The organism is Pseudomonas sp. 2995-1 (assembly GCF_002742505.1).
Taxonomy (GTDB): domain Bacteria; phylum Pseudomonadota; class Gammaproteobacteria; order Pseudomonadales; family Pseudomonadaceae; genus Aquipseudomonas; species Aquipseudomonas sivasensis.
Genome location: NZ_LJSA01000650.1, coordinates 1 through 19,448 on the forward strand (window position 1 = coordinate 1; position 19,448 = coordinate 19,448).

The window sequence follows — 19,448 nt, forward strand, 5'->3', positions numbered from 1 at the left end:
TGCAGATGCTTTCGTCCGCCAGTTTCACGTGCATCAATTCGGTATCGGCCGTCGAGTAAACAGCGACGGTCTTGATGTCCAGTTCTTTACAGGCACGCACGATACGCAAAGCAATTTCACCACGGTTGGCGATGACTACTTTTTGCAGTTTTGCGACTTCACTCATTCTGACCTCCGCGTCGCTCAAACAATGTTGAACATGGGCTGGTCGTATTCAACGGGCTGACCGTCTTCGACCATGATTGCCTCAATGACCCTACTGCAGGTTGCCTCCACCGTGTTCATCATTTTCATGGCTTCCACAATGCACAGGACATCGCCTTTTGCCACGGATTGGCCAATCTCAACAAACGCTGCCGAAGTCGCCGAGGCCTTGCGGTAGAACACGCCCACCATCGGCGCCGTGATGAACGTGCCGGCGGGTTTTGGCTCGACCTGTACCGTCTGCGACTCGGATAGTGGCGAGGGAGCGACCGCCTGGGGAGCGGCGGCCGGTTTACGGTCTCGACGAAGACGGACCCGATTGCTGCCTTCTTTGAAATCAATCTCCGCCAAGCCTGATCCTTCGATCAATTTGACCAGTTCTTTTACTTTTTCAATGTCCATGCTGCTGCAACCTTATGCTTGGGTTGGGGGCGTAACGTGGCGTCGAACTATCTAAGGAGGTTGCCCTTGGAGGTTTCACGCAAGGTGAGAATCGCTAATAAGGCACACACTGCCGCGCCTGCCATGAAATAGCCCGGTACCAGTAAATTGCCGGTCTTGGTGATAATCGAGGTGACCACGTAGGGGGTGATGCCGCCGCCCAGGATGGCGCCCAGGTTGATGCTGATCGCCATGGCCGTGTAGCGCACACGTGTCGGGAATTGTTCTGCGTAAGTCGGGTAGCCAACCGATTGAACGATCGGCATAGGCAGGGTCGCGACGAACATGGCCAGTGCGGCGATCCAGAGGCTGCCGCTGTCCATCAGGATCATCATGGGAATCACCAGAATCGCGTAGCCCAGAAAGCCGATACTCAGCGCCTTCCTACGACCGATACGGTCTGACAAACCACCCCAGAACGGCATCATCGCTGCCATGCACAGGCTGATCACTGCAATCACCCAGTAGACTTTGGATTTGTCGAAGTGCAGGTAGGTCGTGAGGTAGATGTTCATGAACACCATCCCGATGAAGTAACCCGCATTCTGTGCAGAGGCAAATACGATGACCCGCAGCAATGCCGGCAGGTTTTTGCTGAATACCTCTTTGACCGGCGCTACCGGTGGCTTTCCCTTCTCAAGGAAAGCTTTGAATTCCGGCGTTTCTTCAACGTTGTGCCGCATATAAAACGAGAACATAACCAGCGGGATGGACAAGAAAAACGGGATGCGCCAGCCCCATGCCTGCAATTGCTCGGCACTGAGCAGCCCGGTGGTGATACCGCAGACAATCGCCCCGGTTGCGCCACCCACGGCAACCCCCAGCGGTGTGAATGAACCGAAGAACCCGCGTCTGCCGTTAGGAGAAGATTCCGCTACAAACGCCGCGGCGCCTACCACTTCGCCACCGGCGAAGAAACCTTGGGACAGTCGCAACAGCACCAGCAGGATAGGGGCGGCCAGTCCGATCTGTGCGGTGGTGGGTAATACCCCAATGAGTGCAGTTGCGGTGCCCATCCCGATCACGGTGCTGAGCAGCACTCGACGTCTACCGATACGATCGGCAAGGCGACCGAGCAGCACGCCGCCGATCGGGCGGATGACAAAGGCAATGCCGAACACCGCCAGTGTGGCGAGGAGGGCAGCGGCAGGGTTGTCACCCGGAAAGAACAGAGGTGCGATGATGGTCGCCATATAGCCGTAGATACTGAACTCATAGTATTCAACGGCGGTGCCGGTGGCCGAGGCCATGGCTGCGCGCTTGGCAATGACGGCTGACTGCGTTGTACCGCTGGTGGCGTGTGCCTCGACGTCGAGGTGCGACGAGTGCGTATTTTCAGAGAGAACACGAGACATAAATACCTTCCACTCTGGCCATTGGCCAAAAGAGTTAAGTGGCAGAGGTTCCTGCCTTGAAAGTGACGTACTGAAAACCGACAGTGCACAGTTCATCCGGGCATGCAGGCGCCCAGACGCATCCGTCATTGACTATTCAGCTCTCAGACGAGGTTTTAAGCTCGGCAGTTAAAACGAGGGGGTTGATTCACGAGGCATGGTTGTTTCCTTTTTATTATGGGTAAACGTTGTGGGTGTCACTCAAATACGCGCACGCGCGGGTTTTTGAATGGTGATGCCTTCTTTGAGCAGGGCTTGCCTGATCGCACTGGCAAACGCTGCAGCGCCATGCTGGTCTCCGTGTAGGCAAAGCGTGTGTGCCGTCACCGGTACCCAGGTCCCTTGGGTGGTGCGCACTTCGCCTAAATGCAGCATGTTCATGACTTGATCGATGGCATCGTGGAGGTTTTCGATCATTGCGCCAGACTGGCTGCGGGGCGTCAGTGTGCCGTCCTCCTGGTAGCTGCGATCGGCAAACACTTCCTGTGCCACGGTTAAACCACAGGCTTGGGCGGCGGTGACCAAGGAGCTACCCGACAATCCGAAAAGAATCAGGCTCGGATCAATGTCTTTTACTGCCCGGCAGATCGCATCGGCAGTGGGGCGGTGCACCGCGGCGAAGTTGTAAAGCGCACCATGGGGTTTGACGTGGCGCAGTTCGACCTTGGCCGCTTTGGTAAAGCCCAGCAACGCACCGACTTGGTAAACGATGAGTTCGTACACTTCATCCTCGGACAGCGTCATCATCCGGCGACCGAAACCTTGCAGGTCGTCAAAGCCTGGATGGGCGCCGATTGCCACACCCAGCTGTGCGGCCAGCGCCACCGTTGAGCGCATCGAGCGCGAATCCCCAGCGTGAAACCCGCAGGCGATATTGGCTGAGGTGAGGTGGGGCAGAATCGCTGCATCGTCGCCTGCGCGATAAATGCCGAAGCCTTCGCCAAGGTCGCTGTTGAAATCTATTTCAGGCATTGAAGGCCTCCATCGCTTTGAGCGTGCGAGCGCGGGTGAGCAGCAAGGTTTCGGCGGCGCTCAAATCTATAAGAGAGAATCGCAACTTATCGCCCGGCAGTAACTGCGCGAGCCTTGGCAGATCGACGCTGGCTACTTGGGCGATACGTGGATATCCGCCGGTCGTTTGTCGGTCGGCCATCAAGATCAGCGGCTTGCCGCTAGGGGGCACCTGGACGGTGCCGAACGTGACACTTTCCGATAGCAGTTCTTTGGGCGAAGACAACGCCAGCGGTGTGCCATCGAGTCGGTAGCCCATGCGGTCCGAGTCACCGCTCAAGGTGTAGTCATGGGTCAAGAAGTGCGCTTGGGACTCGGCGGAAAAGTCCTTCCATTCTCTTCCGGCGATCACTCTTATCTGTTCGCAGGCAACCGCTTCGTACAGCCCAAAGTGGGAGCGGGGGCTGAGGCGTGGCGGGTTGGCAAACGATGAGCAGATGGGGATCAAATCCCCGGCTTGAAGTGCGCGGCCGCGCAGCCCGCCGAACCCGCCCCGGGAGTAAGTGCTGGTGCTGTTCATCAGCGGGGGCAGCAAAAAGCCGCCCCCTACCGCGAGGTAACTGCGGGCGCCCTGTCGCCGTTTGCCGAAACTCAAGGTGCTGCCGGGAGACACCAGGGCAGCCACGCCGGGCTTGAGCGGGATCGCATCCAACTCGGCGCCAAGGTCTGCGCCAGCGAGTGCAATCACGGCTTTGGCCTGAAAATGCAGCGTCGGGCCCTGCAGGGTCATTTCCAACGTGCTGAAGGTGCGAGGGTTGCCGACCAGCAAGTTGCACAGGGCATGCGCATCTTCATCCATCACGCCGGTCACGGGTACGCCCCAATGCTGGAACCCATGGCGACCGGTGTCCTGGAAGGTTGAGAGCATGCCGGGTTTGATTACCTTGATGGTCACTTCGTGTTCTCCCGAGCCAACAGATCAAATTCATGGCGGGTAATGGGTACAAATCGAATCTGGTCGCCGCCCTGTAAAAGACACGGCGGCTGACTCAAGGGAGAAAACATGGGCAGTGGTGTACGCCCGATGAGGTTCCAGCCGCCGGGGAGATCAGCCGGGTAAATCACACTTTGTCGGTTAGCGATGCCGATGCTGCCTTGCTTTACAAGCGTGCGCGGTGTTGCGCGACGCGGCAGCGATAGGGCGCTGTCGTGCATGCCGATGTAAGGATGGCCTGGCGCGAAACCGACCATCAGCACATCCAGCCAGTCGGCCGAGTGAGCGGCGATGACCTCGTTGGTGGTCAGGCCGCAGGCCTGTGCAATGTCTTCAAGATCCGGGGCATATTCCGGGTCGTAGCACACGGGAATATCGAGGCGGGTGACTGTCGTTGCGGCAGCACTGTGCGAGTCTTTGAGACGCTCGGTCACAAGTTTGCAGATCGATTCGTAAGGCGATACGCCGGGGAAAAGACTGGCAATTGACTCAGGAGAGTAATGAACGCCGACGGTCACCATCGCAGAGACAACATCCGTGACGCCCGGCAGTTGACCGTGTGCACCCAGAGTGCGTAATTGGCTGCCGACCGAGGCGGCCTGGCGGTTGAGGTCAATGGAAAATACGCTGCCAAATATAAGGATTACGCAGCGATCACCGCACGGCTCAAAGTGCCATTTCTCGGTGGAGAGCGGCGCTCTTGGCGGCTCATCCAAAATGCAACTGAGGTCGGACATAGTGTTCTCTATCCTCATGCGGCAGGCTAAGCATCGGCCACGCGCGTGCAGCGAGACAGAGAAAGCACGAGCTTTCACAGGTATCCGGCGCAACACAGCAAGGCTTCACGGCTTGAGAGTGCGCCGTCGCTCTAATGGCGACGGTCGCTTGAACAACGTCTTACTTGGCGAACAGCTGGCTCATATCCTTGAACGCCTTGAACTCCAGCGCATTGCCGCATGGGTCGAACAGGAACATGGTGGCCTGCTCGCCGACTTGGCCCTGGAAGCGGATGTAGGGTTCGATCACGAACTTGGTTGCTCGCGCTTTCAAGCGCTCTGCCAGCGCTTCCCATTGCGCCCACTCCAGGATGATGCCGAAGTGCGGAACCGGTACGTCGTGGCCGTCTACCGGGTTGCTGTGGACGCTTTCCTGCGACGCTGTCTTTGGGTGCTCGTGGATGACCAGTTGATGGCCGTAGAAATCGAAGTCTACCCATTGGTCGCTGGAGCGACCTTCGGAAAGACCGAACACCTCACCGTAGAAGTGACGTGTGGCGGCCAGATCGTAGACGGGAATTGCCAGATGGAAAGGGGAGAGGCTCACGGTGATTTCCTATTGATTTGTTTTGATCTGAATCAATTCTCATCCGGAAACACAGTGGGGAAAAGCGCAAATTCTGAGTCCTGAGCACGAATTATTTCGATGAGTAAGTCGGTAGTGCAGGCTTTTGCACCATTGTTGTTCATGCTGCACCACGATAGGTCGTACAAACGCTCAAAAGCTTGCGGTGCCGCGGTTGATTTTCTATCGCTCAGATGAATTCGGAAGGCATCACGCCGCATCAAGGACGCAGGTCCGGAAGATGTTGAACAGCGGTGAATGTTTTTGCCGATACTTTGAGACCAGTACGATCTCCCTGAAAAACGTGAGATGGCGCAACTCCAGCACCCTGACGTCATCCGCATGTTCGAGCCATAGACCCGCCTTGGGTACCAGCGAAACGCCGAGCCCACTGCGTACCATTTTGACAATGGCATCCAGTTCATCCAGCTCCAGTGCCTGATGTACATGGATTTTTTGCTGCTTGAGAAACTGGGTGACCAGCCGCCCGCCAAACGAGCCTCGGTCATACCGCACAAAGGGTTGTTCCGCCAGAATCGCCAGCGGGTCGTCGCCCACTACATCTTTGGACGTGATCAATACGAAAGCCTCGCGCGCGATGACTTCGGCATGCAGATCCTTGGGTAGGGAAAAAGGCGGTCTGATCATGATGGCCAGGTCCAGCTCGCCAGCGTCCACCTGGCTGAGCAGGTTCAACGACACACCCGGCACAAGGTTGGTTTCGATGAAAGGCGCCTGTGACTTCAAAGCCACCAGCGCCTGCGGCAGGATCCCGGTCTGAACCGTGCCGATCGCGCCGATTCGCAGTGCGCCGTGGAAGTCATTGCCGCTGTCTGCGGCACCCATTCGACCGAACAGCCGCAGGATTTCCTCGGCCAGGGGAATGGCACGTTGGCCTGCTGAATTGAGCGTGGCTGAGCGTCCGGTACGATCAAACAGTTTGACGCCCAATGTGTCCTCGAGACTTTTGATCTGGGCGCTGACCGCAGACTGAGTCAAACCCACCTGTTGTCCCGCCGCCGCGAAAGTCCCTCTTTCCGTAACGCAGATGAACGTCTTTAACTCTCTGATCATGTCGCACCTGGATTCGTTATGGGGTGTTGGCGCAGAAGGTCGTCTGGTTCGCTGTGCTTATTGTTGAGCACTTTTTCCAGGTGCTCAACGAACACGCGCACTCTGTGCGGAACATGGTGACGGGTCGGTAGCATCGCCGTGATCGACAGCTGTTCGGGCAGCACATCCTCAAGGTTCACCCTTGTGAGGGAGCCTTCAGCAAGCTCGTTGCGGATGTCCCAATAGGTCAGCATTGCCAGGCCCAGGCCTTGCTTGCTTGCAGTGCGCACCGCCTCGACACTGTTGGCGGAAAACGCTCCTTGAGCGCGAATGGCCACGGCGTTCTCGCCATGGGTGAACGGCCAGTAAGGCATGCTGTGCAATGCGATGCATTGATGATGATTGAGGTCATCCAGCACCGTCGGCGTACCCCATTGCGCCAGGTAGGCCGGGCTTGCGCAGACCACACGCGGATTTGGTGCCAGGGGTGTGGCCACCAACGTTGAGTCGCGCAGTGTGGCGATGCGGATGGCCACATCAATGCCGAGCCCGGCGATGTCGATGATGCTGTCCGATAGCGTCAGGTCGACCTTGAGGGTCGGGTTGTCAGCCAGCAATGCCGGGAGCAACGGCATGATGACGGTTTGGCCAAAGACGCTAGGCGCGGTGACCCTCAATGTGCCGCTGGCACTGCCCGCACTGGTTTTCAACGTGGCCCGCGCAGCTTCGTTGGCCTCAAGCATGGTCTTTGCGTAAGGCAGGTACATTTCGCCTTCCGGCGTGAGTGCGACGGAGCGTGTGGTGCGGTGTACCAGGCGCACACCCAGCTCTTTTTCCAGGGCCGCCAGACGCCGTGAGACGGTCATCGCCGACAGCCCAAGCCGCCGCGCAGCCTCGGACAAACTGCTGCTGATGGCGACGTTAGCGAACACCTCTATCTCGGGAATCTGCATGGTTATAACCGTTTGCGTTAAGGCGCCTTATTGCAAGCGTGCGCTTCTAATGGGCGATTGCCACGCTTATCGTCGTGGCTGGCGAATAATTGAGGGCAAATCATGACAGCACTAAACTCGCGCATTGTAACGCCATTCGATATGGGCGCTCTTAAGCTGAACAATCGCATGGCGCTTGCTCCCATGACACGCGTCAGTGCGAGCGAGAGCGGCAATGCCACACCTGCGATGGCGCGATACTACGAGCGTTTTGCCCGTGGCGGTTTTGGCTTGGTCATCACGGAGGGGATCTACACCGATCGGCAGTATGCCCAGGGCTACCTGAACCAGCCCGGTATCACGGACAGCGAACAGGCGCTTGCCTGGCGCGAGGTAGTCGAGGCGATTCATCGCCATGAGAGCGCAGCAATCGCGCAGATCATGCACGCCGGTGCATTGAGCCAGGCGAACCGTTTTGTTGAGCAATCTGCTGGCCCTTCGGCCATTCGCCCGAAAGGCGAACAGATGAAGTTCTATTACGGCGAGGGGGCGTATCGAGTGCCCCAGGCCATGAGCGATGAAGCTATCGCGGATGCCATTGAGGGGTTTGCCCAGGCGGCTAAACGGGCTGTTGGAATCGCGGGCTTTGACGGCGTTGAGATCCATGGTGCCAACGGCTACTTGCTGGATCAGTTCATGACAGGTTACTCCAATCAACGCGAAGATCGATGGGGCGGTGATGTTCGCCAGCGCTTGAGCCTGACGCTTGAGGTCATTGCAGCGGTGAAGAAGGTGGTCGGGCACTCGCCGGTCGGTGTGCGTATATCCCAGGGCAAGGTCAATGACTTTCAGCACAAATGGGCGGGTGGGGAACATGACGCACAGACGATCTTCGGCAGCTTGGCTGACGCTGGGGTCGACTTCATCCATGTGACGGAGCATCAAGCCTGGCAGCCGGCCTTCAGCGGTAACGAGGCAAGCCTGGTAACGCTGGCTCGCCGTTATGCGCCTGGTGTCGCGTTGATTGCAAATGGCGGAGTGCAGGACTCGAGCAGCGTTGAACAAACCCTGCAGGCTGGCGCAGATATTGTCGCTGTCGGCAAGGCTGCCTTGGCCAATCCGGACCTTGTACAACGGTTGCTGGAGGGACGCGCGCCGGAACCCTTCGATCCGTCGTTGCTTGCGCCGATTGCCCACATCAAGGACAGCGAGCTGAATTAGGTGCAGTGAGTTACAGATCGGCGGGTGGATTCGCTACTATGTACGCCAATCACCGCCACCCGATCCAAGCCTTTGGAGCACCGAATGCCAAGCCAGAAGGACGTGGCCGCCGAAAGCGGCGCGCCGATGATTCCTGAACAGCGTCGCGAGTTGATCTTGCGTCAGTTGCGCAAACAGCATGTGCTGAGTGTTCACCAGTTGATGGAGATGTTCGACTGCTCACACATGACGGTGCGCCGCGATATCGCGTTGCTTGAGCAGGAAGGCCTGGCGTATTCGGTGACGGGCGGTGTGCGCATTGCCAGCCAGCTTCACAGTGAGCCCAGCCACCAGGTCAAGGCCGTGGTTGAGTTGCCGCAGAAGCAAGCGATGGCCAAACTCGCGGCCCGTCTCCTGTTGGCGGACATGACTATTTATTTGGATGCCGGCACCAGCACCCTGGAGATCGTGCCCTATATCAAACTGCTCAGTGGCATGACGGTGGTGACCAATGACTTCGGCGTGGTTCAGGCGTTGATGGATGCACCCCACGTGACGGTGATTCATACCGGTGGGCAGCTGGACCATTCCAATCATTCCTGTGTCGGCGGCCTGGCGGTGGCGACACTGCGTCAGGTGGTGACGGATATCGCGTTTATCTCGACCAGCTCCTGGGACCTGCGACGCGGCATCACCACACCGTCGGCGCTGAAGGTGGAGGTCAAGCAGGTGGCCATGCAATCGGCGTCCCAAGTGGTGCTGGTGGCCAGCAGCTCCAAGTACGGCACGTTCAGCATGTACAAAATTGCCGGGTTGGAGCAGTTCGATGTGATCATCAGTGATGACGCACTGGCGCCTGCGGCGGCGGATGGGATTCGCAAGCAAGGGGTCGAATTGATGTTGCCGTCCGACCCCCAGCCAGCCTAACGCGCCTTTTCAGTCTCTTGCATGAATTGCCCCAGCTCCTTGCTGTAAAACTTCGCCATGCTCGTGGTGCCATGGCCACGGGTGTCGGCACTGGCGGGGATGAGCAGCAGCCGTGCATGCTTGAGCTCTTTCATCGACGCTTCCAACCGTCCGGTTTCCGGAGGGTTGCGCTCATCGTCCGCCGAGTTGATGACCAGCACCGGCGCCTGGATCTTGTTCAGACCGAGGGCTGCGTTGTAGTCGGCGGAGGATTGCCATTGGTAGATGAAGTCATTGGCGTCTGCGGTTTGCGCGGCATTCAAGCGCTCATCCACCAACTTGTCGGCCAGCGCTCGGGTCGGTGCCGCCGCCTGATAGGCGAGGGTGCCGCCGCTGGTGCCAACGCTGAACATCGCGTTTGCCAGGCGCAAGGACGGCGGTTGCGCGCTGTAGTTACCGTTGTTCCAGGCCGGGTCTTGCTTGATCGACTCCACCAGCAAGCGGCGCATCATCCAGTTGCGCGATGACATCTCGGTGGGTTGGGACGCCATGGGCACCAGCGCGTCCATCATCTGCGGCCAAGTCTGGCCCCACATCCAGGTTTGCATTCCGCCCATGGAGTTGCCGATGATCAGCCGCAGGTGCTTGATCCCCAGGCCTTCGGTAACCAATCGATACTGGGCTTGAACCAGGTCGGTGTAGTTGTACTCGGGAAACTTTGCGCGCAGGCCGTCGGAGGGTTTGCTGGACTGGCCCACGCCGATGCCGTCGGTGGAGATGATGTAGTACTTGCTGGCGTCCAGCGGCTGCCCGGGGCCGAACAGTTCGCCGCCAAAATCCTTGCTCAGCACATCGCTGCCGGGCCGGTAGGTGCCATGCAGGTAGAGAATGGCGGGGTTCTTGGGGTTGCCGAGGGTGATGTAGTGCAGTTTGAGGTTGGCGAGTTTTTCACCGGTGTGAAAGGTGAACTGCGGGGCGATCCAATCGCCCTCGGTCGCGGCCGGTAACGACGCGGCGCCGACGGCGGAACTGATCAACGCCAGGGACAACAACAGCCCGACCGCGGGGCGTGGACTGAATCTGTGCATGGGTATTTCCTATTGTTTTTGTTTTAGGAGCCCGTGCGCACCAAGGTATGCAGGGGCTTGATCACTTAGCGCGCTTTCCAGTCCCGCAACCATTGCAGCCCTGCCGAGGTGTCGCTCTTGGGGCGGTATTCGCAACCGACCCAGCCGTCGTAGCCCAACTCGTCAATCAGCTCGAACAGGTAGGGGTAGTTCAATTCACCCAGGTTCGGTTCGTGTCGGTCGGGTACGCCGGCAATCTGAATATGGCCAATGCCGTTGATGTCGCGAAGCAGTTTGACCGCCAAATCACCTTCGACGATCTGGCAGTGATAGCAGTCAAACTGCACCTTCAAATTGCTTGCGCCGACTTCCTTGCAGATCGCGTGTGCCTGGTCCTGTCGGTTGAGGAAAAAACCCGGCATGTCGCGAGTGTTGATCGGTTCCAGCAACACCGTCACGCCAGCCTGACGTGCTTGGGCGGTGGCGTAAGCCAGGTTCTCGAGGTACACCGCGTGATGGCGCTCACGTTGCTGCTCCGAGGGCAGCAGGCCGGCCATCACGTGGATGCGGGTATTGCCTAGCACGGCGGCGTATTCCAGGGCACGGTCGAAGCCGGCGCGAAATTCGCTCTCGCGGCCCGGCAGGGTGGCGATGCCGCGTTCGCCCGCCGCCCAGTCGCCGGGCGGCGCGTTGAACAGGGCTTGAACCAGGCCGTTGTCGCTCAGGTGCTGTTTGAGTACCTGGGCGCTGTATTCGTAGGGGAACAGATACTCCACGGCATCAAAACCATCGGCCGCAGCCGCTGCGAAGCGCTCCAGAAAAGCGTGTTCGGGGTAAAGCATGCTTAGGTTGGCAGCAAAGCGAGGCATGTGAACTCCTGATGAAAAACGATCAGACAAAAGGCCAGATCAACAGGGTGATAAGGAAGCCGAGCGTGCCGAGGAGGGTGGTGATCACCGTCCAGGTCCGCAGGCCGTCTGCCACGTTGAGGCCGGCCAGCTTGGTGAAAATCCAGTAGCCGGCGTCGTTGATGTGCGACATCGCCAGCCCGCCACCGCCCATAGCCAGGCACAGCAGGGCCATGTGGTTGGGCGTCAGGTTAAGCGTGGCGATCAACGGACTGATGATACCTGCGGTGGTTACCAGCGCCACGGTGGTTGAGCCTTGCACGGCGCGCAGCAACATGGTCAGCAAAAAGCCCAGGGCCAGCACCGGCAGCCCGGTGGTACGCAGCAGGTCGGAGACCACCGCGCCGATGCCGGTATCCACCAGTACCTTGCCGAATACGCCACCGGCACCCGCAATCAAAATCACCATGGCCACACCCGGCAGCGCCGAGCCTATTACATCGGAGACCTGGGTACGGCTCCAGCCGCGACGGGAACCGAGCAGCCAGGCACACAGCAAGGTGTCGAGCAGCAGCGCCACCAGGGGCGCACCGAGCACGGTCATGATGCCGCGCAGGGTTGATTCGACAGGCAGCAGTGACGTCGCCAGCGTACCCAGCAAAATCAACACGATCGGCAACAGGATCAAACTGACGATCAAGCCGAAACCCGGCGCAGGGGCGGGTGGCAGCTTGGCCACGATACTGCTGGTGGATTCCTCCAGGCCCATGTGCGAGACGGTCTCTGCACCTTGTTGCGCCTCTTGGGTTTTGCCGTCTTGCCAGGCGCGCAGGTCGTCGTTGGTGACGTGCGGGCCGTAGACTTCGGCGCGGATATCATCGGACATCGGGTAGAAGCGGCGCGTCATGCGCCCCGCCACGCGATAGCCGACGTAGCACAGGAACGCCGTCAGCGGCAGCCCGAACATCAGCACCCGGCCCAGGTCCGCACCCAGTTGGCTGGCGGCGGCGACCGCACCTGGGTGCGGTGGCAGAAATGCATGCACCGTAAGCAGCGCTGCGCACATCGGCAACGCGAACATCAGCAACGGCTTGCGAGCGCGACGGGCCACACCGTAGGCCAGCGGCATGAGGATGATCACCCCCACTTCGAAGAACACCGGCACGCCGATAATGAAACCGGCAATCGTCAAGGCAAGGGGCGTGCGTCGATTACCGAAGCGTTCAATCAGGGTCTTGGCCAGCGCCTCGGCACCGCCCGACAACTCAATGATGCGGCCGATCATCGCGCCCAAGGCAATGATGATCGCAATGTGGCCGAGGGTCTTGCCCATCCCGCCTTCAATGGTGGCGACCAGATCGGCAGGTTTAACTCCCGCCACCAAGGCCACCATAATGCTGACCAACATCAGCGCCACGAACGGCTGGAATTTGTATTTGAGCACTAGGAACAGCAGCAAGGCGATGCCTAGGCCTGCGGTTGCCATCAGGATAAGCGGGCTCATGAGCGCGGCCCTTCATGGAAAACGCAGGATGGTTTTTTGTCGCTGCAAACATCAACACGAAACTTGATAGTGGTCATGCTGGAAGGTCCTGTTGTTTTTATTGTTAAGGGTGTTGCGGGTGGGAGCGGCGCCTACCAGTGCGCGCCGAAAACGCTTTTAAGCTCGGCCAGCGCTGCAGCATCCAGCGGCGCCGGACGCGGGTTGCTCATCAGCCACAGGCGTGCGGTTTCTTCGAGTTCTTCGAGGGCGTAACTGGCCTTGGAAACTGAGCTTTCCCAGACCACCGGGCCCAAGCGCTCGAGCATTACGCCACGCACACTGTTGGCGAGGCGCGCGACCTGGTCCGCCACATCGGGCGCGCCGGGGCGTTGATAGTTGATCAGCGGGATATGCCCGACCTTCATCACCTGGTACGGCGTCAGTGGGGGGAGGATGTCATCCTGGCGCCAAACACCGGCAAGCGTCAGGGCCACCAAATGTGTGGAATGGGTATGCACCACACCACCGACGCCAGGGTTGCGATCGTAAACCTGGCGATGCAAGGCCAGGGTTTTTGACGGTTTGTCGCCAGAGACCCATTTGCCCGTAAGGTCGACCTTGGCGATCAACGCAGGGTCAAGGCGGCCCAGGCACGCATCGGTTGGCGTGATCAGCCAGCCGTCATCCAGGCGCGCGCTGATGTTGCCAGCGCTGCCGACTGTGTACCCTCGCTGATAAAGACTGTGACCGACGATGCAGATCTCTTCGCGCAAGGCGTTTTCGTTGCTCATTGCGCACCTCCTGCCAGTTGCTTAAGTGCTTTGTCGAAAAAGTCTCTACCGCCGAAATTGCCCGACTTGAGGGCCAGCGCCAGCGGTTCGGCAGTGTTGCTGAGGGTCGCGGGAACACCAGGGTCAATCTGCGTGCCAATCTGCAGTAGGCGCACGCCCAGGGCGGTGACTACGGCGCCAGAGGTTTCACCGCCAGCGACCACGAAGCGTCTTACGCCGGCCTGACGTAGGGCTTGGGCAATTTCTCCCAGGGCGTTCTCTACCAATTCGCCTGCGCGCTCGGCGCCCAGTTGCTGTTGCACCGCCTTGAGTTCATCCGCAGGGCTGGTGGCATAGATCAGTACGGTGTGTGGGTTGCTCAGGGCAAACGCCACGGCATCCGCCACTACCGACTCACCCGCCGCCAGGGCTAGAGGGTCGATGCGCAGCGCCGGTCGTCCGGCTTCGATCCACGCGGCGACTTGGCCGTTGGTGGCAATCGACGCGCTCCCTGCCAGCACCACCTCGCCACCGGGTACGGTAGGTAAGGAGGCTGGATCGAAGTCACGAAGTTTGCCGGCCCGGCGGAAGTTGTCGGGAAGGCCCAAGGCCAGGCCGGAGCCGCCGGTTAACAGCGGCAGATCACTGCAGGCGCTGCCGAGGGTGTGCAGGTCTTGGTCACTGAGGGCATCCGCGATGGCCATGCCTATGCCTTGGGCGCGCAGCTCTGCAATCCGTTCGCGCACGTGTGACACACCTTGGGCGATGGTGTCGTAGCGCAGCAGGCCAACCTTTTGTGTGGTTTGTGATTGCAGTACGCGGACCAGGTTGGCGTCGGTCATCGCGGTCAGCGGGTGGTGCTGCATGCCTGACTCATTGAGCAGTTGATCCTGCACAAACAAATGACCGCGGAAAATGGTCCGGCCATTTTCCGGAAACGCCGGGCAGGCCAGGGTGAAATCACTGTCCAGCGCCTTGAGCAGGGCCTCGCTGACCTGGCCGATATTGCCGGCGGCCGTCGAGTCGAAGGTGGAGCAGTACTTGAAGAAAATCTGCTCGCACCCTTGTGCGCGCAGCCATTCAAGGGCTGCCAGGGAGTCGGCTACCGCCTGCGCCGCCGGGACAGTACGCGACTTCAGCGCAATCACGATCGCATCGGCATCCAGTGTCGCAGCGACTTCATCGCTGGGGATACCGATGCTTTGCACAGTACGCATGCCGCCGCGCACCAGCATATTGGCCAGGTCTGTGGCCCCGGTGAAGTCGTCGGCGATGCAGCCCAGCAACGGGCGTGCGCTAGGTAGGTTCATGGGCAATCCTTATTCGGTTTCGGTCTTGGCAGTCGGGAGCTCAATGCCAGGGAAAATCTTGATCACCGCCGAATCGTCCTCACGCCCGAACCCGGCACTGGAGGCCTGCATGAACATCTGGTGAGCGGTGGCTGACAATGGCAGCGGAAACTTGCTGGCCCGTGCGGTATCCAGCACCAGGCCCAGGTCCTTGACGAAAATATCGACGGCCGAGAGCGGCGTGTAATCAGCCTTGAGAATGTGTGGCACGCGGTTCTCGAACATCCAGGAATTGCCCGCGCTGTGGGTGATCACTTCATACAGTGCATCGGCCTCGACGCCTTCACGCAGCCCCAGTGCCATGGCTTCCGCGGCAGCGGCGATATGCACGCCGGCCAGCAGTTGGTTGATGATCTTTACCTTTGAGCCCAGGCCATGGTCATCGCCCAGACGATAGACCTTGCCGGCCATGCCCGTGAGCACGTCATCGGCTTTTGCATAAGCCTCGGCTGGGCCGGAAGTCATCATGGTCATCTCACCGGCCGCCGCTTTGGCTGCACCACCGGAGATCGGTGCATCCAGGTACAGCAACCCTGCGTTGATCAAGCGCTGGCCCAGGTCTACCGCGTAGGTAGGGGCCACCGTGGCGCAACCAATCACCAGGCTGCCAGGGCGCAAGGCGGCGACGGCGCCATGTTCACCAAACAGGACCGTCTCGGTTTGTTCGGCATTGACCACGACGGTGATGATCACATCGCACGCGGCGGCCATCTGGACAGGCGAGCTGCAGGCAACGCCCCCTTCACTGGCGAACTGCTGCGTGACGGTTTCTCGCACATCACAGGCATGCACGTTGAAGCCGCTGCGCAACAACGAGCGGGCAATGCCCAGCCCCATCGCGCCTAAGCCGATAACACCAACATTCTTGTTATTCATGGAGGCTCCGTAGCAAGGCTGTGGGTACGTGGGCGCCGCAGAGGTGCAGGCGATCGTCCAGATACAGGTAAGGGGCGGGAAGCTTATTCGGGGAGGTGTCGAACATCGTTGCCATCCTGTTTTGTTTTTTTGTCAGGGTGTCATGCGGGTTGAATAGATAATCCATCAATGATCAGATTATGTGAAGTTATTTTTTGATTTAACAATATTTAACATCGCCGTGGGTCGCTGCGAGGCTTCAGCGTTGAGAACACAGGCGTTGAAACGCAAAGTGAGCACGGCTTTTGGCGGTGCTCACTGGAAGGCTGTGCGGTGTTACGTCGGGAATTAACGCAAGTAGGTGACTTCTGCGGTCCAGTTCGACGGTTTCTGGTTGTGCAGGTCCCAGAACGCCTTTGCAATGCCAACCGCCTCCTCGGATTCCGGTTCGACGAACGCGCCACAGTGACCGTGGCCACATGCATGTTGTGGGTTTTGGCCGACTCGAAGAGGCCTGTCGTCAATGCACGAATACCGGCCTTACCCAGACTCAATGAAAGATAATCTGCATTCGGTTCGATGCCGAAGAAGCCACCCGTCAGCAGAAGTGTGCCGCTCTGGTGCGCGTACATAAGAATGACTAAATCACAAAGTGCAGGTCTCGCTTCCCGCTCCAGGCATTAAAAAGCCACTCAAGTGAGTGGCTTTTTTTTGCCTGTGATTTAGGGAGTGGACGCTTCGGTGTCTTTTTTATGTGGGGTCAATGTTAGCGACGTGCTGAGTACCCGCAGCTTCATCCCGTCTCTGTCATACCAGCGTCGACGCTTGTATGGAGCCGCCGCTGTTGAGCAATGCGTTGCAATGGCCGAGCGACTGCGCCAACTCGGCGAATGTGCGCTTGGAGGCATTCAAAGAGGGAATGCGCTTCTACTTTGAAACCCTGGTTTCCCGGTTGAGGCTCAGTGCAACGAATTCGTCCTTCCGGTTGATGGGCACCAGGACAGGTCGCATGGGGGGGTCAAAGCTGCGCGTGAGGTGAACCAATAAGCGCGGATAACGATACCCGCGGACTGATTTACTCGACGGGGGCACGCCAGGGCGTGCGACAACGACCCTAACTACCGATGTCACTCAGTGGCAAACCGCTGTCTTTTTATCCGGTACATATCACCGTCTGCATGGCTAAGCAGCGTATCGGCGTCCTCTCCGTCCGCCGGATAGCACGCCACGCCGACACTGCAGGACGGCATTTGTACCCCGTCAAATTCAGCGCTCAACGGCTCGGCCATGACCGCGAGGATTTGCGCCACCCTCTCCGCGATAGCGTCCTTCGACGGCACATCGGTCAGCAGTACGGTGAATTCATCACCGCCCATCCGTGCCACCAAGTCACTCTCGCGTACGCAACGTTCCAACCGTCGAGCAATCACACACAGCACGCGATCTCCCATGGCATGGCCATGCACATCGTTGATGCCCTTGAAGTCATTGATATCCAGAAACAGCAGCGCCAGGGTGCTGTTGTGAGTCTGTGCGGCGTGCAGGGCCTGGTTCAGTTGATCATTGAACAACGACCGGTTGGTCAGCGCTGTCAGTGGGTCATGATGGGCGAGGAAGCGTAGTTCCTCTTCGGCTTTGGTAAGGGCTGTCACGTCCCTGGCGACCCCGATCCGTGCGCCCACCTCCTTGGACCAGAAAGCTGCCCACAGGATGTGCACGATACTGCCGTCCTTGCGGATATAGCGGTTGCGGAAGTCGACATGGGGTTTGCCATTCATCACCCGGACAATCGAGGCCCGCGTGCGTGGCAGGTCTTCAGGGTGCATGTAATGGGTGATCAGAGTGCCGGTCAGTTCTTCTGCACGGTAGCCGAGCAATGCCTCGCAGGCATCGCTCACAAACACAATCTGGTTTTCACTGTCGACGACAAACACCGTATCCAGCATCAGGTGGATAAGTTTGGGATAGAGAGCTTGCAGGTCTACGGGCATGATGCATCGGGTATCCGGTTCATATCTGCCGATCATAGCCCGATCATGAAGGGCGGCGGCGAGCAATTCTGCTAATTTTCAGTTCCCTCTGCGGCTTTTCATCTCACACGGTCATTGCCTTGCGGCACACATCCAAAATTTCATCCGCCAATGGCGAGTCATCGGGACAAGCCCGGGATAACACCACGGCGCCGACCGCATGGGCGAATCGGTTGATCATCTGTTCCCGAGCGTCCTTATCCAGCTCGGCAGCGTCCTGTTGAAGGGCGGCCAATGCGTTTTCAATGCCTTCGGCGAACGTTGCCTTTACCGTTTGCGATTGACGCGCCGCGTCCCCGCACAGGGCCGACATCGTGCAACCCTGGCCGGGGGCATCACGGTGCTCTCTGGATATGTAGCGATTGAAGAACTCATCGGCGCCCAGCCCGGCGCTGTTGGTCAGCGATTGGGACAGCCCGTTTGCGGCGGCTTCAGCCATTAAGTCGGCTTTGGACCCGAAATGCTTGTAGAACCCGCCATGGGTGAACCCGGCTTCTGCCATCAAGTCTGCCACGCCGACACCGTCATAGCCGCGCTCACGGAACAATCTGGAGGCCGTTTCGACGATGTGCGCGCGGTTTAACTGCACTTGTGCCTTGCTGACCCTCATACCTTTACCCTCGCTGGTGACGACTGTTTTCGGTGCTCACTATACATTGATGTCAATCAACATCAAAACCATTGACGGATAAGATTATGATCGACATCATAAAGCCCGCCACACTCAATGATCGTTAATCCAGAGAGCACAGTCATGACGAACGCTTCTTCTATCCTGATTACCGGCGCGTCCAGCGGCATTGGCGCCACCTATGCCGAGCGCTTCGCCCAGCGCGGCCACAACCTGGTACTGGTCGCCCGCGACAAGGCGCGGCTGGAAGCGCTGGCGGCGCGCTTGCGCCAGGAGCACGGTGTGGATGTCGACGTGCTACAGGCCGACCTTACCCAGGAGGCGGACTTGGCTGTGGTCGAAGCGCGCCTGCGCGATGACACGCGCATCGGTGTGCTGATCAACAACGCCGGCGCGGCCCAGACGGGAGATTTCCTGGCGCAGACGGGCGAGAGCATTGAGCAACTGATCGCGCTGAACGTCACCTCGCTGACGCGACTCGCCCGCGCAGTCGCACCGAGGTTGGTGCAGGCCGGCGAGGGGGCAATCGTGAATATTGGCTCGGTGGTTGGTCTGGCGCCGGAGTTGGGAATGACGCTGTATGGCGCGACCAAAGCGTTCGTGCAATTCCTTTCCCAGGGCATGAGCATTGAGCTCTCTGGCAAAGGCGTTTATGTGCAAGCGGTGTTGCCGGCAGCCACCCGTACGGAAATCTGGGAGCGCTCGGGCATCGACATCAACACGCTGCCAGAGGTCATGGATGTGGGTGAACTGGTGGATGCCGCACTGGTCGGTTTTGACCGGCGTGAACTCGTGACCATCCCGCCACTGCATGACGCCGCGCGCTGGGACGGTCTTCAGTCCGCGCGTCAGGGCTTGTTGTCGGAGCTGCGTCAGGCTCGCGCTGCTGAGCGCTATCGCCCACAGTAACGGGTGCGTGTTTGAGTCCACGGCGCAGGCTTTGGCCTATGGGGACGCGGGGCGGGCTAAAGGGAAGGTTGTCGTACAACTGAATGCGCT

The 19,448-nt window shown here is 59.2% G+C and carries 20 protein-coding genes; 3 read left to right on the plus strand and 17 right to left on the minus strand.

The genetic code is table 11. The annotated features are described in order from the left end of the window. From AOA61_RS30195 to AOA61_RS30235, 9 genes are all read right to left on the minus strand, one after another. On the minus strand, positions 1 to 166 hold a 166-nt coding region (locus tag AOA61_RS30195), incomplete at its 3' end, for a biotin carboxylase N-terminal domain-containing protein (protein ID WP_305886532.1). Positions 167 to 183: 17 nt separating this feature from the next. Continuing rightward, complete coding sequence (accB, locus tag AOA61_RS30200) at positions 184 to 606, minus strand: acetyl-CoA carboxylase biotin carboxyl carrier protein (protein WP_099603312.1); 423 nt, start codon at positions 604 to 606, stop codon at positions 184 to 186. Between the two features lie 47 nt (positions 607 to 653). Further along, entirely contained in the window at positions 654 to 2,000 is a 1,347-nt protein-coding gene (locus AOA61_RS30205) for an MFS transporter (protein WP_099603313.1), read from the minus strand. Positions 2,001 to 2,240: 240 nt separating this feature from the next. After that, complete coding sequence (locus tag AOA61_RS30210; RefSeq protein WP_032885541.1) at positions 2,241 to 3,011, minus strand: LamB/YcsF family protein; 771 nt, start codon at positions 3,009 to 3,011, stop codon at positions 2,241 to 2,243. After that, the gene (locus AOA61_RS30215; RefSeq protein WP_095186406.1) at positions 3,004 to 3,945 is read right to left on the minus strand and encodes a biotin-dependent carboxyltransferase family protein; all 942 of its coding nucleotides are present in this window, start codon (positions 3,943 to 3,945) and stop codon (positions 3,004 to 3,006) included. Before AOA61_RS30215 ends, AOA61_RS30210 begins: the two co-directional genes overlap by 8 nt. After that, positions 3,942 to 4,721, minus strand: a complete 780-nt coding sequence (locus AOA61_RS30220; RefSeq protein WP_099603314.1) for an allophanate hydrolase subunit 1 — start codon at positions 4,719 to 4,721, stop codon at positions 3,942 to 3,944. Before AOA61_RS30220 ends, AOA61_RS30215 begins: the two co-directional genes overlap by 4 nt. A gap of 160 nt (positions 4,722 to 4,881) precedes the next feature. Then, positions 4,882 to 5,307: a VOC family protein gene (locus tag AOA61_RS30225; RefSeq protein ID WP_034105550.1), complete on the minus strand. Its 426-nt coding sequence runs from the start codon at positions 5,305 to 5,307 to the stop codon at positions 4,882 to 4,884. A 228-nt stretch (positions 5,308 to 5,535) separates the two neighbouring features. Next, entirely contained in the window at positions 5,536 to 6,399 is an 864-nt protein-coding gene (locus AOA61_RS30230; protein WP_099603315.1) for a LysR family transcriptional regulator, read from the minus strand. Further along, positions 6,396 to 7,331 carry a LysR family transcriptional regulator gene (locus AOA61_RS30235; protein ID WP_099603316.1) on the minus strand — a complete coding sequence of 312 codons (936 nt, stop codon included), beginning with the start codon at positions 7,329 to 7,331 and terminating at the stop codon, positions 6,396 to 6,398. Before AOA61_RS30235 ends, AOA61_RS30230 begins: the two co-directional genes overlap by 4 nt. A gap of 102 nt (positions 7,332 to 7,433) precedes the next feature. Between AOA61_RS30235 and AOA61_RS30240 the strand changes: the two genes are divergently transcribed. Then, the gene (locus AOA61_RS30240) at positions 7,434 to 8,531 is read left to right on the plus strand and encodes a tRNA-dihydrouridine synthase (protein WP_099603317.1); all 1,098 of its coding nucleotides are present in this window, start codon (positions 7,434 to 7,436) and stop codon (positions 8,529 to 8,531) included. A gap of 84 nt (positions 8,532 to 8,615) precedes the next feature. Further along, complete coding sequence (locus AOA61_RS30245; protein ID WP_032885529.1) at positions 8,616 to 9,437, plus strand: DeoR/GlpR family DNA-binding transcription regulator; 822 nt, start codon at positions 8,616 to 8,618, stop codon at positions 9,435 to 9,437. On the opposite strand, the gene AOA61_RS30250 is transcribed toward AOA61_RS30245, so the two are convergent. The 8 genes from AOA61_RS30250 to AOA61_RS30295 all read right to left on the minus strand — a co-directional run bounded on the left by AOA61_RS30250 (position 9,434) and on the right by AOA61_RS30295 (position 18,428). Then, positions 9,434 to 10,504 (minus strand): alpha/beta fold hydrolase, encoded by a 1,071-nt coding sequence (locus AOA61_RS30250; RefSeq protein ID WP_032885523.1) that lies wholly within the window; start codon positions 10,502 to 10,504, stop codon positions 9,434 to 9,436. The two genes, AOA61_RS30245 and AOA61_RS30250, sit on opposite strands and share 4 nt — an antisense overlap. A gap of 65 nt (positions 10,505 to 10,569) precedes the next feature. Continuing rightward, complete coding sequence (gene otnI / locus AOA61_RS30255; protein ID WP_099603318.1) at positions 10,570 to 11,352, minus strand: 2-oxo-tetronate isomerase; 783 nt, start codon at positions 11,350 to 11,352, stop codon at positions 10,570 to 10,572. Positions 11,353 to 11,374: 22 nt separating this feature from the next. Then, a complete protein-coding gene (locus AOA61_RS30260; protein ID WP_032885519.1) occupies positions 11,375 to 12,835 on the minus strand; it encodes an SLC13 family permease in 1,461 nt (486 codons plus the stop codon). Positions 12,836 to 12,966: 131 nt separating this feature from the next. Then, on the minus strand, positions 12,967 to 13,605 hold the full coding sequence (locus tag AOA61_RS30265; RefSeq protein ID WP_032885517.1) for an aldolase: 639 nt from the start codon (positions 13,603 to 13,605) through the stop codon (positions 12,967 to 12,969). Beyond that, positions 13,602 to 14,894: a 3-oxo-tetronate kinase gene (gene otnK / locus AOA61_RS30270; RefSeq protein ID WP_032885516.1), complete on the minus strand. Its 1,293-nt coding sequence runs from the start codon at positions 14,892 to 14,894 to the stop codon at positions 13,602 to 13,604. Before otnK ends, AOA61_RS30265 begins: the two co-directional genes overlap by 4 nt. Before the next feature lie 9 nt (positions 14,895 to 14,903). After that, positions 14,904 to 15,863, minus strand: a complete 960-nt coding sequence (gene ltnD / locus AOA61_RS30275; RefSeq protein ID WP_256583517.1) for an L-threonate dehydrogenase — start codon at positions 15,861 to 15,863, stop codon at positions 14,904 to 14,906. A gap of 1,052 nt (positions 15,864 to 16,915) precedes the next feature. Then, the gene (locus AOA61_RS30290; RefSeq protein ID WP_032885553.1) at positions 16,916 to 17,779 is read right to left on the minus strand and encodes a sensor domain-containing diguanylate cyclase; all 864 of its coding nucleotides are present in this window, start codon (positions 17,777 to 17,779) and stop codon (positions 16,916 to 16,918) included. Positions 17,780 to 17,882: 103 nt separating this feature from the next. Continuing rightward, the gene (locus AOA61_RS30295) at positions 17,883 to 18,428 is read right to left on the minus strand and encodes a TetR/AcrR family transcriptional regulator (RefSeq protein WP_095186414.1); all 546 of its coding nucleotides are present in this window, start codon (positions 18,426 to 18,428) and stop codon (positions 17,883 to 17,885) included. 144 nt (positions 18,429 to 18,572) lie between these two features. Here AOA61_RS30295 and AOA61_RS30300 point away from each other — a divergent pair, with 144 nt between their 5' ends. Further along, positions 18,573 to 19,358: an SDR family oxidoreductase gene (locus AOA61_RS30300; protein ID WP_099603321.1), complete on the plus strand. Its 786-nt coding sequence runs from the start codon at positions 18,573 to 18,575 to the stop codon at positions 19,356 to 19,358. Positions 19,359 to 19,448: the final 90 nt, after the last annotated feature.

Bases quoted from the DNA above. Each gene is read 5' to 3' on its own strand.
- accB (WP_099603312.1), bottom strand. From the start codon at position 606: ATGGACATTGAAAAAGTAAAAGAACTGGTCAAATTGATCGAAGGATCA.
- AOA61_RS30205 (WP_099603313.1), bottom strand. From the start codon at position 2,000: ATGTCTCGTGTTCTCTCTGAAAATACGCACTCGTCGCACCTCGACGTC.
- AOA61_RS30210 (WP_032885541.1), bottom strand. From the start codon at position 3,011: ATGCCTGAAATAGATTTCAACAGCGACCTTGGCGAAGGCTTCGGCATT.
- AOA61_RS30220 (WP_099603314.1), bottom strand. From the start codon at position 4,721: ATGTCCGACCTCAGTTGCATTTTGGATGAGCCGCCAAGAGCGCCGCTC.
- AOA61_RS30230 (WP_099603315.1), bottom strand. From the start codon at position 6,399: ATGATCAGAGAGTTAAAGACGTTCATCTGCGTTACGGAAAGAGGGACT.
- AOA61_RS30235 (WP_099603316.1), bottom strand. From the start codon at position 7,331: ATGCAGATTCCCGAGATAGAGGTGTTCGCTAACGTCGCCATCAGCAGC.
- AOA61_RS30240 (WP_099603317.1), top strand. From the start codon at position 7,434: ATGACAGCACTAAACTCGCGCATTGTAACGCCATTCGATATGGGCGCT.
- AOA61_RS30245 (WP_032885529.1), top strand. From the start codon at position 8,616: ATGCCAAGCCAGAAGGACGTGGCCGCCGAAAGCGGCGCGCCGATGATT.
- AOA61_RS30250 (WP_032885523.1), bottom strand. From the start codon at position 10,504: ATGCACAGATTCAGTCCACGCCCCGCGGTCGGGCTGTTGTTGTCCCTG.
- otnI (WP_099603318.1), bottom strand. From the start codon at position 11,352: ATGCCTCGCTTTGCTGCCAACCTAAGCATGCTTTACCCCGAACACGCT.
- AOA61_RS30260 (WP_032885519.1), bottom strand. From the start codon at position 12,835: ATGAGCCCGCTTATCCTGATGGCAACCGCAGGCCTAGGCATCGCCTTG.
- AOA61_RS30265 (WP_032885517.1), bottom strand. From the start codon at position 13,605: ATGAGCAACGAAAACGCCTTGCGCGAAGAGATCTGCATCGTCGGTCAC.
- otnK (WP_032885516.1), bottom strand. From the start codon at position 14,894: ATGAACCTACCTAGCGCACGCCCGTTGCTGGGCTGCATCGCCGACGAC.
- AOA61_RS30290 (WP_032885553.1), bottom strand. From the start codon at position 17,779: ATGCCCGTAGACCTGCAAGCTCTCTATCCCAAACTTATCCACCTGATG.
- AOA61_RS30295 (WP_095186414.1), bottom strand. From the start codon at position 18,428: ATGAGGGTCAGCAAGGCACAAGTGCAGTTAAACCGCGCGCACATCGTC.
- AOA61_RS30300 (WP_099603321.1), top strand. From the start codon at position 18,573: ATGACGAACGCTTCTTCTATCCTGATTACCGGCGCGTCCAGCGGCATT.